Origin of the sequence: Flavobacterium cryophilum (assembly GCF_048286555.1) — a bacterium.
Taxonomy (GTDB): domain Bacteria; phylum Bacteroidota; class Bacteroidia; order Flavobacteriales; family Flavobacteriaceae; genus Flavobacterium.
This window is the reverse complement of the sequence record NZ_JBLVPZ010000007.1, coordinates 62,950-76,746: the sequence shown is the minus strand read 5'-3', so window position 1 is coordinate 76,746 and position 13,797 is coordinate 62,950. Positions and strand designations below refer to the sequence as shown.

General features: G+C 32.6%; 12 protein-coding genes. 4 read left to right on the top strand and 8 right to left on the bottom strand.

Going from position 1 to position 13,797, the window contains the following annotated elements:
* Positions 1-77 precede the first annotated feature (77 nt).
* Entirely contained in the window at positions 78-3,092 is a 3,015-nt protein-coding gene (locus tag ACNQGJ_RS11330; RefSeq protein ID WP_417972838.1) for a tetratricopeptide repeat protein, read from the bottom strand.
* A 248-nt stretch (positions 3,093-3,340) separates the two neighbouring features.
* Between ACNQGJ_RS11330 and ACNQGJ_RS11325 the strand changes: the two genes are divergently transcribed.
* Entirely contained in the window at positions 3,341-4,024 is a 684-nt protein-coding gene (locus tag ACNQGJ_RS11325; RefSeq protein ID WP_417972837.1) for a cell division ATP-binding protein FtsE, read from the top strand.
* Entirely contained in the window at positions 4,024-4,914 is an 891-nt protein-coding gene (locus tag ACNQGJ_RS11320) for a glycosyltransferase family 2 protein (RefSeq protein ID WP_417972836.1), read from the top strand. Before ACNQGJ_RS11325 ends, ACNQGJ_RS11320 begins: the two co-directional genes overlap by 1 nt.
* On the opposite strand, the gene ACNQGJ_RS11315 is transcribed toward ACNQGJ_RS11320, so the two are convergent.
* From ACNQGJ_RS11315 to ACNQGJ_RS11305, 3 genes are read right to left on the bottom strand one after another with little or no spacing between them, the layout of a single operon-like run.
* Entirely contained in the window at positions 4,911-6,011 is a 1,101-nt protein-coding gene (locus ACNQGJ_RS11315; RefSeq protein ID WP_417972835.1) for a glycosyltransferase family 4 protein, read from the bottom strand. The two genes, ACNQGJ_RS11320 and ACNQGJ_RS11315, sit on opposite strands and share 4 nt — an antisense overlap.
* Positions 6,008-6,400, bottom strand: coding sequence for a sugar 3,4-ketoisomerase (locus ACNQGJ_RS11310; RefSeq protein WP_417972834.1), 393 nt, complete (start codon positions 6,398-6,400; stop codon positions 6,008-6,010). Before ACNQGJ_RS11310 ends, ACNQGJ_RS11315 begins: the two co-directional genes overlap by 4 nt.
* A complete protein-coding gene (locus tag ACNQGJ_RS11305) occupies positions 6,397-7,563 on the bottom strand; it encodes a glycosyltransferase (protein WP_417972833.1) in 1,167 nt (388 codons plus the stop codon). The genes ACNQGJ_RS11310 and ACNQGJ_RS11305 overlap by 4 nt, the downstream gene beginning before the upstream one ends.
* Between ACNQGJ_RS11305 and ACNQGJ_RS11300 the strand changes: the two genes are divergently transcribed.
* Positions 7,562-8,701, top strand: a complete 1,140-nt coding sequence (locus ACNQGJ_RS11300) for a glycosyltransferase (RefSeq protein ID WP_417972832.1) — start codon at positions 7,562-7,564, stop codon at positions 8,699-8,701. The two genes, ACNQGJ_RS11305 and ACNQGJ_RS11300, sit on opposite strands and share 2 nt — an antisense overlap.
* Positions 8,702-8,717: 16 nt before the next feature.
* Here ACNQGJ_RS11300 and ACNQGJ_RS11295 read toward each other — a convergent pair whose 3' ends face one another.
* From ACNQGJ_RS11295 to ACNQGJ_RS11280, 4 genes are read right to left on the bottom strand one after another with little or no spacing between them, the layout of a single operon-like run.
* On the bottom strand, positions 8,718-9,992 hold the full coding sequence (locus tag ACNQGJ_RS11295; RefSeq protein WP_417972831.1) for an O-antigen translocase: 1,275 nt from the start codon (positions 9,990-9,992) through the stop codon (positions 8,718-8,720).
* Position 9,993: 1 nt separating this feature from the next.
* Complete coding sequence (locus ACNQGJ_RS11290; RefSeq protein ID WP_417972830.1) at positions 9,994-11,112, bottom strand: DegT/DnrJ/EryC1/StrS family aminotransferase; 1,119 nt, start codon at positions 11,110-11,112, stop codon at positions 9,994-9,996.
* A gap of 49 nt (positions 11,113-11,161) precedes the next feature.
* A complete protein-coding gene (locus ACNQGJ_RS11285; protein WP_417972829.1) occupies positions 11,162-12,139 on the bottom strand; it encodes a GNAT family N-acetyltransferase in 978 nt (325 codons plus the stop codon).
* 35 nt (positions 12,140-12,174) lie between these two features.
* The gene (locus ACNQGJ_RS11280) at positions 12,175-12,777 is read right to left on the bottom strand and encodes a trimeric intracellular cation channel family protein (protein WP_417972828.1); all 603 of its coding nucleotides are present in this window, start codon (positions 12,775-12,777) and stop codon (positions 12,175-12,177) included.
* Between the two features lie 207 nt (positions 12,778-12,984).
* Here ACNQGJ_RS11280 and ACNQGJ_RS11275 point away from each other — a divergent pair, with 207 nt between their 5' ends.
* Positions 12,985-13,770 carry a TrmH family RNA methyltransferase gene (locus ACNQGJ_RS11275; protein ID WP_417972827.1) on the top strand — a complete coding sequence of 262 codons (786 nt, stop codon included), beginning with the start codon at positions 12,985-12,987 and terminating at the stop codon, positions 13,768-13,770.
* Positions 13,771-13,797 lie beyond the last annotated feature (27 nt).

Below are 13,797 nucleotides of genomic sequence, written 5' to 3'. Positions count from 1 at the left end.
TTGTTTTTTGGCTTTCGTTTATTAAAAAATTCCATGCCGTTTCTTCCTGTTTCCGTAATCCAATTTTCGGACTTCCTTTATTTAGTAATTGATGAATTTGTTTTGGATTCTTCGGCCTTTATAGTGTTCAATTCTCTTTGTGCATCTGAAACTACATCCTGAAAATCAGTGAAGTTTTGAATTACATTTTCTAAAATATAGGTTGCTTGGTAACTATCTTTCAGTCCGTAAAAGTTTTTAGCCATCAATACTAATCCTTTGGCTCCAAAATATTTATAGCTGGAATAATTCTTCGCTAATTTTTGTACTGCAGTATTAGAAGCTTCAAACTTTTCTTCTTTATTTTTAAAATAAGCATCATAATATAAAGCTTCGGCGGCTAATTCCCCTTTGGCAATCGTCATTAATTTTGCGTAAGCAACTTTAGCTTTCGCTTCATCACCTGTTTCAATTGCCGCGCGAGCGATAATAATTTGCGCATCGCTTTTTACAGTATCGTCAGTTTTAGGATTGATCAAAACTTTCTCCGCATAAATAACTGAATTTGGATAATCTTTTTTGTCATAGTAGGATTTCATCAAGTTGGATTGTGCATATGTTTTATTCTGAGAAATATCAGCTTCGTTTTCTAAACGAGATAACACCAAAATTGCTTTTTCAGACTCTTTATTTTTAAGGAAAATCTGAGCCAATCGCAACAAAGATTGCTCTGTAAATTCGCTTCGAGATTGTGCAATTACGTATTCATAATTAGCAATAGATTTGCTCTCTGATCCTTCAGAGAAATACAATTGAGCAAGATAATAGTTAGCCTGTAAAGCATGAATACCGCGAGAAAACTGATTTATATAACCACTAAATCCTGCAATTGCCTGCTTAACATTATTCTGTTGAAATTGTTTTTCAGCGGCTTCATACGTATCATTATCAAGTTCTGCATCAGTCACCGCGACAAAATCCAATGTACGAACCCATGTTGCATATTCATCCACTCTGCCATTATCCACGTAAATCAATCGAGCGGTGGCTACCGCTGCTAAAGCTTCAGCCGTTCTAGGAAAATCAGCGGCTACTTTTTTAAATTTCAACAATGCCTGATCGTCTTTATCAGTGTTATAATACACTAATCCCTGACGCAAAATAGATTTGGAAGTAAAGGAACCTTTTTTAAATTCAGTATTTAATCGGTCATACGTTTTAATTGCAAGGTCATTTTTATTCTCGGCAACATAGGTATTAGCAAGTTCAAAAAGCGCATCGTCTCTGTATTCTGATTTTGGATACAATTGTAAAAAAGCATTTAGCTCCTCCATTTTCTTATCGTTTTTAGCCATAAACCCATAGGAAATTGCTTTTTGAAAATACGCATAATCCGCATCGACACTTTTAGATTCAATCACTTGAGTGTACGCATCCATTGCCGGACCATATTTTGAAGTTACAAAACGACAATCAGCCAAACGCAAATAGGAATCATTCAATCGCACTTTATCACTAGGTGCTTTTTCTATTTGATTTTGAAAATAGTTACCCGCCTGATCGTATTCTTTCAATTTAAAATACGCGTAAGCAATATTGTAATTAATGTTTTTAAATTCCGGTGTTTTTGCGGCTTGATTTGAACCAATGAATTGCTTAAAACTTAATAACGCCTCTTTGAAATCATTTAAAACATATTCAGACTCTCCTTTCCAGAAAGTAGCTCGGGCAGTAAAAACCGCATCTTTTTGTTCATTTATAGATTTAGTGAACATTTTCAATGCCTCTGAATAATTCTCATCGGTGTATAATTCTAAACCTCTATAAAAAAGCACTTTTTGGTACGCTAATTTATTTTCTGGTGCTTTATTTTTTTCCAATAAAACAAGGGCTTCTTTGTAGTTTTTCGAGGAAATATAAGAGTCAATCAATAATTTTTCAACCTCAGAACGGCTTCCATTGTCTGGATATTTATTCAAAAAAGCTTGCAAAACAGCGGGTACACTTTGGTATGAATTCCCTAATTCATAACTCAATTTAGCATAATTCAAACTGGCATCTTCCTGAATGGCCAAATCAAATTCCATTTCCGAAGCATTTTTGAAAGCATTCAAGGCCTGTTGTTTTTTATCGGTATTCAGGTAGCTTTCACCCAAATGATAATAGGCATTTTGCGCTACGAAATCTTTCCCACCAATGATCTTATTGAATTGAGAAATCGCATTTTCGTAGTCTTTTTGTTTGTAATACGCATATCCCAATTGGTAAAAATCCGTATTGTTCCATTTTCCTTTTTTTCCTTTATAATCTACTAAAAATGGAATTGCTTTATCATATTGCTTCAAATTAAAATAGCTTTCGCCAATAATTTTATTCAATTCAGATTTTTCTAAAGGACTTGATTTTGCCATTGCTTTCTGACCTAAATCTATTGCTTTTTGGAAATTTCCCAATTTAAAATTCATATCAGCCTGATAGTAAGAAAGCTTTTCTTTGTATTTTTCTTCTCCCGAAACTTCATCAAAATATTTTGTAGCTTGCTTATAATCATCGCCTTCATAGGCCATAAACCCCAAGTAATATTTAGCTTGAGAGCCATATTCAGCGGAGTTCACTACTTTATTCAAATAAACTGTAGCCTCTTTTTTCTTTTTGGCATTAAAAAAACTGTAACCTTTCTGGAAATTAAATTTATCTTGGTCATTTCTGCTTAAACTGCTTTCGTCCACTTTATCAAACCATTGTAACGCCTGCGGATAATTTCCTTGGCTAAAATGATAATGTGCCACCTCAATGTAAGCTTGATTTTGTTTCACACTCGTAGGATAATCCGAAACAAATTGCTCCATTAATGCATCTGCATTGGATTGATTGGTTCGAATGGCACAATTAGCGGCATAATATGCGCAGTCTGATTTTAGCTCTTCAGTTGTCGCCGTTTCCTTTACTTTATTAAAAATAATTTGCGCCGATGCATATTGCGCATCTTTAAATAACGAAACCGCTTTATTATAATCTTTCGAATCGTGTGTATAAATAGTTGATTTTTGTGCCGTAACAGCGGTCGTTATGATAAAAATTGGAATAAAGAAGAGCCAAGAAATTTTACGCATTGTGATTTTATTTTAATAATTCAAATGTATCATATTCTGAACTCTATAACGAATCGTTATTGGCTTTTATTATGAACATTTTTTTTAACACTGCAGAATTCACCTTTACAGGCCCTACTATTCATCGCTGTAAATGCCGCTACTTTCCCCTATTATTTATAATTATCAGAATTCTATCTAATTGAATAGAATTTATTTTGAATAGAACCGTTATCTTATTACTTTTACCCAATAAACAAATGCAAATTATGTCACAATCCGTACTGTCTTTAAAAAATGTAACGATTTATCAAGAAGGAAAATCTATCTTAACAGAGGTAAACCTAGAGGTAAAACATGGTGAATTCCTTTACATCATTGGAAAAACAGGCTCGGGAAAAAGTAGCTTAATGAAAACTTTATATGCAGATTTAACTTTAACGGAAGGAGAAGGAAGCATAGTAGATTTTGATTTAGCCACTTTAAAAGAAAATGACATCCCGTTTTTAAGAAGAAAAATTGGAATCGTTTTTCAAGATTTCAAATTACTTCCGGACCGTACTATAAATGACAACATGCTATTTGTACTCAAAGCAACTGGCTGGACAGACAATATAGAAATGCAAAATAAGATTGATGAAGTTTTAAATAAAGTGGGAATGAGAGATTTTGGCAAAAAAATGCCGCATCAAATTTCTGGAGGAGAACAGCAACGTGTTGCCATAGCTCGCGCTTTACTTAACGATCCGGAATTAATCCTTGCTGATGAACCAACAGGAAACTTAGATCCTCAAACGAGTGCCGAAATACTGGAGGTCTTAAAGAAAATCAACGCCAATGGAAAAACCATCATTATGGCGACGCACGATTACGCTCTATTGATGAAATTCCCTTCAAAAACGTTGAAGTGTGAAGACGCAAAAATCTTTGAAGTAGTTCAGAGAACGGCATAATGCTTTCCATTCTTGTTCCAATATACAATTACAATGTTTATCCGCTGGTTTTAGAGCTGCACAAACAATGCAACAATTGCGCAATACCGTTTGAAATTTTATGTCAAGACGACGCTTCAAAATCAAGTCTGAATGCATTTAATGAGCCTGTAAATGCTTTATCAAATTGCAGTTTTGTCTCCTTGAAAGAGAATCTAGCACATCGTGAAAACAGAAATTCCTTGGCAGAGCAAGCAAAATTTGATTATTTGCTTTTTATTGACGGGGACTCTATAATTATTCATGATCATTACATAAAAAAATATATTGATAATCTCCAAGATTTTGATGTGGTTTTTGGCGGCAGGATACATCCTGAAAAATGTCCTTCCGACAATCAAAAACTACGTTGGAAATACGGACGATTTATTGAGGACAAATCTGCAGTACACCGAAAGAAAAAACAATATCAGTCGTTACTTTTTAATAATACTGTAATTAAAAAAGACTGTTTTGACAAAGTAAAATTTGATACAAACAGGAAAAAATACGGTCATGATGACACCCAACTTTCATATCAGTTGAGTCTGTTAAAAGTTAAAGTAAATCAGATTGAAAATCCTGTTGAACACGGCGAAATTGACACAAACTTGGTTTATATGAACAAAACCAAAGAGTCCTTAGAAAATTTGATTTCGCTGTACAAAGAAGAAATAATTACTATTGAGTTTGTAAAGCTTATTCAATTGTATCATTTTTTGAAACAAACAAAATGCACTTTTATCATTTCAAAAATACATTCGGTTTTTGAAAAATATCAGCTGCGAAATTTAACCGGGAAAAATCCTAATTTATTCCTTTATAATTGGTTTCGGATAGGTTATTTATGCTCAATAAATGATAAAAATTAATTCTTTTGCATTCCAATGAATAATTGATTCCAAGTTTCCATAATAGCATCGATATTGTATTTTTCGCTGGATAATTTTGCCTTTGCTCCCATTTTTTTTCTTACTGTAGTATTTTCGATTAAAGTCTCAATTGCTTTGATATATTCTGGTTCATTGCCATTTTCAATCAAAAATCCGTCTTCATTTTGAGAAATTATTCCTCTTGGTCCGCACGGACAATCATAAACAATACAGGGCAATCCAGAAGCCATTGCCTCAATTAAAACCATTCCAAAACCTTCAAATCGAGACGTCATTAGATAAAATGAAGCATCTAAATATTTTTCGTTAATATTCTGAACTGGTTCATGAAAAATAACATTGTTGAAAATATTCAGATCTTCAGCTAACAATCGTAAATTACTATTGTCAGATGATTTTCCATAAATTTCCAATTTCCAATTTGGGTATTTCGCGACCACTTTTTTCCAGATTTGCAACATCCTGTCAAATCCTTTTTCATAAGTATGGCGACCAACTGCAATAACTTTTTTATTTTCTAAAGCACTGCATTTTTCTGAAGTAAACCATAAAGGATTGGGAATGATAACTGAATTCTTTATCTGCCATTCTACAATGCTTTCGCTTGTTTCCACAACAAATCTATTGTATTTTTTTATCCCGATTTTTTTTAAAAGAGGAATACAAGTAGACACAACTTTCGTCAAAATATTTTTATCTGATTCTTTTTCTTCAACAAATTTGGAACTGTGCATTTCTAACACAATAGGAACTTTATTTTTTAAAATAAAAGGAATTAAATACGCTTTTAGACCATTATCACAAACAATAATAACATCCGGTTGTATTGCTTTTATTTTACTTTTTAGTCCTTGCGCGAAAGAATAAAAAAACTGAAATAAGTTACCTTTCAATCGCAAATCGTGAAAAACAATAGCGGCATTAAAAGAATAAAACAAAGGGAAAAATCCCTCGTTTTGCGTCAGAATATGGACTTCATATCCAAATTTTTCAACGAGATAGTTGGCTTTTACGGAAATAACTCGGGCCACACCGCCTTCGTTATTTATGCTGGGGACAATGTACAAAAGTTTCATTTTTTAGAAATCAAAAATTCATCAAAATCCCGAATATAATCTTCTTCATCGAATACATCAGATGCCAAAACCAAACAAACTGCTCCGGAAGAAAAATTTTCTAATTCCCTCCAAATGTGATTTTCTATAAATAATCCTTTGTCCGGTTTATTCAATGTAATTGTTTTGACTGAATTTCCGTTCTTTAAAACTACATCAAAACTTCCTGAAATGGCTATCAATATTTGATGAAGATTTTTATGGGAATGACCACCTCGTTTTGAAGAACTTGGAATATCATATAGATAATAAACTCTTTTTATATCGAAAGGAATGGAACCATTTTCCATTACTGCAATGTTTCCTAAGGCATTTTCTATTTTTGGAATGTCTATTATTTTTACATTCATAATTTTAATTTAGTTGTATTAAAAGAACCTTCCATTTTCATTAGTTCTAACCATTGCTGTCCAATTGTTTCCAGTAAAAAAGGCTTTATACTTTCTAATGCATTTTGCTTGCAATGGAGATATAGAGATTCATCTGACTCTAGTAAATTCATTGCTTCCGTAAGTTTTTGCAAGTTTTGATTTTCTACTAAAATCCCATTTTTATTATGCTTGATTATTACGCTTGGCCCACAGGGACAATCAAATGCTATAACGGGTGTTTCACATGCTAAAGCTTCTAATAAAACATTGGCAAATCCTTCATTTTTACTCGTAAGTACCAAAAATTTAGCTTTAGAAATATACTTAAAAGGATTGTTTTGGTATCCTAAAAAATGTACATATTCTAAAACTCCATTTGCTTCTGCTATACTTTTCAATGGGCTTTTATTGCCTTTTCCAAGGATTATGAGATGAATATTTCTACGATGTAACATTGAATTTACATAACTCACTATTAACTTATCAAACTGCTTTATTGTACTCTCATATTGACCTATCGCTATGATATAATCAAATTCAATGTCAATAGATTCCGTGCACTTCTCGTTAACTTCCTCTATATTTACTGGATTAGAAATAGTAACTACGTTTTTTAAATTATGTTTTTGCTCAATCAACTCCTTCATTTCTTCCACAATAGCGACATTCGCATAACAATGATTGTACATAAACCTAGTTAACAAAGAGTTGTTGGGCATATAATGATCTATCAAAAAACTATGAACTGTAAATATCGTTTTTGTATTATAAATCAATCGTGACAAAATTAACTCTTGAAGGGGTTTGATTCTAAAACGAAAATCTATTATATAATCAAAATTATTTGCATTTAAACAATTTCGCAATGCAATCAGTCGCTTGTATTTATTGATAAATCCATTTTTGTTGTCTTTCAATAAACCTAAATTGACAAGCTTCCCAGAATACCGATACGATACTTCATCTAAAATAATTATGTTATAAACGTCTATTCCCATTTTATCAAAAAAAATCGACAACGTAGCCATAACTTTTTCGCTTCCTCCTCCACTTAACCGATACCCAATTAAAGCAATTTTATACTTAAAGTTTTGTTTTATCATTGCTGATTGCATATTTTCGTTACAAATATAATCATTCATGCGGATTTTACTTATTGGCGAATACAGTCGTTTACATAATTCCTTAAAGGAAGGTTTGCTACAATTAGGCCATGAAGTTGTCATTGTTGCTGACAGCGATGGTTTTAAAGATTTTCCTGTAGATCACTCTATTGATTATAAATTTAGCAAAACAAAAATCATCAATATTCCGAGACAAGTAATTGCACGTTTGTTTCACTATGATATTGCAAAATTAGAAAAAGGCATCCGTTTTTATTTATTGCTAAAAAAGGTCAAAAATTTTGACATCGTTCAGTTCATCAATGAAACTCCAATAAAAACCAATAAAAATTTCGAACTTTTCTTGCTTAAAAAAGTCTTTGAAACAACCAAAAAGGTGTTCGTTTTGTCTTGTGGTGTCGATTATTTAAACATGAAATTTGATTTGGAAAATAAATCCAAAAAATCAATATTACAGCCGTTCTTTCAAGATCCAAGCTTGACAAAAGAGTATCATTCTTTGTTTGCATATTTAAAAGAAAACCATAAAAAACTACACACTTTTGTTCTAGAAAAATGCAGTGGAATAATCGCAACCGACTTTGATTATGTAGCTGCCATAAGCCAAAACCCAAAATATTCCGGTTTTATTCCATATCCAATTAATCATAATAAATTACTGTTTCAAGAATTGAGTATTGAAAGTAAAATAGTGATATTTCTTGGTATAAATGAATGGAGTTACAATCAAAAAGGCATCTCCTATTTTGAAAAAGCACTTGAAATTATAAAAATAAAATACGAAAAAAAAGTTGAAATAATTATTACAAAAACACTTGCGTATGACCTCTATATTGACTCCTACAACAAGGCACATATTTTATTAGACCAATCTTTTAGTTGTGACCAAGGATATAATGCACTGGAAGCTATGGCAAAAGGAAAAGTGGTTTTCACGGGTGCCGAAAAAGAGTTTGTACAGCATTACAACCTTTCTGAACGAGTTGCTGTAAATGCATTACCTGATGTAGATTATTTAGTTATGGAATTGTCTTTTTTGATTGAACATCCCGAAGAGATTATCGCAATTGGCAAACGAGCACGAGCATTTGTGGAGAAAGAACATGATTATATAAAAATAGCGACTCAATATTTAGAAACTTGGAATAAAGCTTAATTTTTTATCAAATAAACTAAAATAAACTCTTCCTGAAATAAAGAACCAACACTAAAAAATAAAGCAAATTATCAAAAGCCTGAGCCATTACAACTCCTTGAATTCCGAATAAATTAATTAAATAAATACTTGAAAAGTACAATACAAGAAGTGAAAATATTTCGGAAACTATAAAGGCTACAGTTAATTTTTTTGCGAAAAATTGATACCCTAAAATTAAAGACGCTACTTTAAAAACATCTCCAGATAATTGCCAAAAAAACAAAGTTGTAACGGGTAGAAATGCCGTGGTAAACACTAAATTAACGATAAAAAACCGCATAAAATAAACAAGCGTTAAAGCAAAGATAAAAACGGGTACAATACTTTTAAAGTACGTCCAAAAAACACGTTTTGTGTCTTGAATACTTTTGGCAACAGCCAATTTTGGTAAAAAATAAACCGTCAAAATTGTAGTGACAAACATCATATAGTAGGTAGAAATTCGTGTCATTGTCTCCCAAAAACCGGCTTGTTCAAGTCCAACATGCTGAATAATATGATTTCTGATTACCAAATAAACCAAAGGTCCTAAAACCGTTGAAATTACTGCCATTAAAGAATATGATGATAAATTTTTTAAAACCTGATAATCAAATTGATTAAACTGAATCGTTTTAATAAAATTAATGTCTTTATTTATGTAATAAAATGTCACAAAAAACAATAACGCCGGCGAAATAACTAACGACAGTAATGCACCAAGAGTTTGATAGTTCAAAATCATCCCGATTGCAATCATTAAACCTATTGCATTCCCTATAATATTAACCCAAATCACTCTTTTGAATTGTCCAAGACCATTGATTACAGCTAACAAAAAGACCGAAATTACATACCAAGGCAGAGCGAAGGCCAGCGCTTTAAAAACAACAGAATATTCGACATTGCCTCCAAATATTTGATAATTCCAATACGAGGCAAAAAAGTATAAAACACCACTTAAAACACTCGCAACAACAACTAAACTAATAAAAATTGTACTAATTATTTTTTTAAGCTGCTCTTCGTTTTTTTTGTTTTCAACAACATATTTTATAATTCCGTTTTGAAAACCTAAAGTCGAAACACCTTCTAATGAAGTTAAAAAATTTCTCAAATTTCCCACTAAAGCCATTCCGCTTGGGCCAACAAAAACAGCCAATAATTTTGAAGTTATTAAACCAATTGCAATCTTTACAATAACACTCAAACTATTTAAAGAAGAAATTTTAAACAGCTGTGTTTGGACAATTTTTCTAATAAATTTCAACTTAATATTTATTTAGAATTTCAATAATAAAATGCACCTCATCCATTGTCATAACTGGACTTATAGGTAAACTCAACACTTCATCATGAATTTTTTGGGTTACTGGAAAAGATAAATGATTCCAGTGCGATAAAGCTTTTTGATTGTGCGGCGGAACAGGATAATGAATTACCGTTTGAATATTATTTCGATGTAAATAACCCAGTAAATCAACTCTATTTTGAGTTCGAATGACAAATAAATGGAAAACATGACTGGATTGCTTCTTGCCTCGCACTAACATAGTTGGCAATATTATTTTATCGTTTTTAATTTCAGACAAATAGCACTCTGCAATTAATCGCCGTTTTTTATTTTCAGAATCTAAATTCGGTAATTTCACATTCAGGAAAGCCGCTTGCAGTTCATCTAATCTTGAATTTATACCGATATAATCATTGTAATATTTAGCTTCTGAACCATAGTTCCGGAGTGATTGAATCGTTTTTGCTAATTCGGAATCATTTGTTGTAATTGCACCTGCATCCCCCAATGCTCCTAAATTTTTTCCTGGATAAAAACTATAGGCTTGGGTTTTTGGCTCCACGTTCTGGGTATCAGAATTTTCGTCTTCAAAGAAAGCGCCATGAGCCTGAGCCGCATCTTCAATAACAAGCAAATCATGTGCAACAGCAATTTCATTTATCTTGCTCATTTCAGCCAGTTGTCCATAAAGATGAACTGCCAGAATCGCTTTGGTTTTTGAAGTAATCTTTTCTGAAATTAAATCGGGATTAATATTGTAGGTTTCTAATTTTGGTTCAACCAAAACCGGAACTAAACCTGCTTGTAAAATAGCCAGAATACTGGCAATATAAGTGTTCGCAGGAACAATAACTTCATCGCCTTTTTGCAATTTCCCAAGTTCAATATAACCTTTGAAAATCAAAATTAAAGCGTCTAGACCATTTCCTGTCCCGATGCAGTATTTTGTACCGCAATATTTAGCAAAACTGGTCTCGAAATCCTTCACTTCATTTCCTAAAACATACCAACCACTAGCTAAAACTGTTTTCAATTTTTCCTGAAAAGCAGATTCATATGGTTCGTTTATTTTTTTTAAATCAAGAAATGGGATCATTAAAAGCGGATTTAAGATGGTTTTAATTCTGTCTGTTTAAAATCGATTATTAGACAAATATATTTTCTAATTTGAAATGATTTGCCGTTTCTACTTCATAAAAATCATGCGCTACAGTGCCGGCTCCGAAACTTTCTTTCCAATAGGACAATCCTTTATTCAGTTTTCGTCCTTGTGCTTCATTAGAAGTTCCAAAATCAAAAAATCGTTTATCAGAAAAAACTTCCGTAATCAAAAAATGACATAATAAATCTAAACTACCAAGATTCTCCCCTTTTTCATATTTAGAAATGTACTGACAATGCGCAACCCTTTCGCTTTCAAAAACTGTTGTTCCTGCCACAATTTTATCGTTGTAAAACACATTAAACTGCCTTATATTATTAGGAAAATGACTTTTTAAAAGTTTCATGTCTGTAATGGAATGAACCGGCTCTGCATGGTGTTTTTCACTTAAGTTTGGAATCAAAATTTCATTCCAAAAGGATTCAAAAACCTCTTCTTCCTTAATTATCAATCCGTTTACAAGTGCATTTCGAATGCCTCTTTTTCTGATTTTTGACAACTTATTATGATGTGACAAATCAATAACCGACAAACTATCTCTACGCACCAATTGGGCTTCTGCTAAAAATAACGCATATTGAATTTCCTCGGCAGGTTTAGTATTATAAATATAAGGAATTGTTTTGAGATGCAATTTCTGTATCTTATTTTCTTCCAAAAACAACAAAATAGATCTAAAAGCCTTAATTACAGTGGTCAATTTTGATTGTCCATTAAAAACTAAGCCGCCATAGGTTAAACCCTGATGGGAATAAACTATTGCCCCAGTCCTATTTGCAGGCAAAACAGCAACCAGTTTTTTATTCTCAAAAACCAGCAACGAGAAATCCTCAAATTGATCTTTATGGTATTCCATAAAATCACGGTGAAATAAAAAGGTAGCGTTTTTGGCTTGACCAATAAAGGCATTCCAATGTGCATAATCATTTTCTTGGTATCGTTTGACGAAATAATTTTTCACTCTTTAATTTTAGACTTCGTTAAATTAAGCATTTTTTATTTGTTTTCTAAAGTAGGTAAATACCATTTAAATTGTACTGCCATCAAACGAACCGAAATGATCACTACGGATGTCACTACGTATAAAACATCATTTTGTAGATTAAATTCCCGAAGGATAAAGAAAACAATTCCGCCCAAAATACAAATCGTTGCATAAATTTCTCTACTGAAAATAACTGGAATATCAGTACATAAAATATCACGGATAACACCTCCAAAACAAGCTGTCATGGTTCCTAAAGCGATACAAATGACGGGATGAAGTCCAATATTTATTCCTTTTTCAAGCCCTATTAAAGTAAAAACGCCTAACCCAATGGTGTCAAATAAAAACAAAGAAGTTCGCAATCGATCGAATTTTTTTCTAAAAATAATAGCCACTATAAATCCGATGATTATGATATAAACGTATTGTAAATTCAGCATCCATCCCACAGGCGTACTACCAATCATAACATCTCGTAAGGTTCCGCCGCCTACGGCAGTTACAAATGCAATAATAAATACACCAAAAGGATCCATTTTTTTACTCATTGCCGTCAAAGCGCCAGACATGGCAAAAGCCAGTGTACCGATGATGTCTAATAAATGAAACATGCTGTTTTGGATTTAAAAATGGATAAAAATGATGCAGTGAATTGAATATGATTTAGGCAAAATTAAAGAAAATACTGCTGTAACCAACTCCTATTGTCTACTTTTAATAAACATACATTACAGCTAATAAATATTCGAATTCAAATATAGAAAACTGAACTTTCTCTATGTATCTTTGTTTCCAATAAATTAAAATAGGTGTACCTCTTGAAACAAATCACTTCGATACAAAATCCATACATAAAATTATTAGTGCAATTGCAGGAAAAAGCAAAAGCACGTAAACAATCTGGTACCTTTTTAATCGAGGGAAAACGCGAAATTTCAATTGCGATCAAGGGTAATTATGTTATGGAGACACTGCTATTTTTACCCGAAATTTGTTCAGAAGCCGAAGCCAGACAATTATCTAAAAACGCAGAACTGATCGAAATTAACAAGGAAGTTTATCAAAAACTTGCTTATCGAGATACTACTGAAGGAATTTTGGCTGTAGCCAAAACCAAGTCGTTGCAATTATCTGATTTGAAATTATCTGAAAATCCATTGATTCTTATTGCTGAAGCACCCGAAAAACCTGGAAATATAGGCGCATTGCTTCGTACCGCCGATGCTGCTAACCTTGATGCAGTAATTATTGCCAATCCAAAAAGCGATTTATACAATCCAAATATTGTGCGTTCCAGCGTGGGCTGTTTGTTTACCAACCAAATTGCCGCCGGAACTACCGCTGAAATTATTGCCTTTTTGAAAGAAAGAAAAATCAATTTTTATTGCGCTACTTTGCAAAACTCCACTTCATATCATACACAAGATTACACTACTCCAACCGCTTTGGTAGTAGGGACCGAAGCCACTGGATTAACGGAGGAATGGAGAAAAGAAGCGACCCAAAATATTATTATTCCCATGCAAGGCGAAATCGACTCTATGAATGTTTCGGTTGCAGCAGCCATCTTGATTTTTGAAGCCAAAAGACAGCGAGGATTTTAGATTATTAGATGTAAATTGCTGATTTTC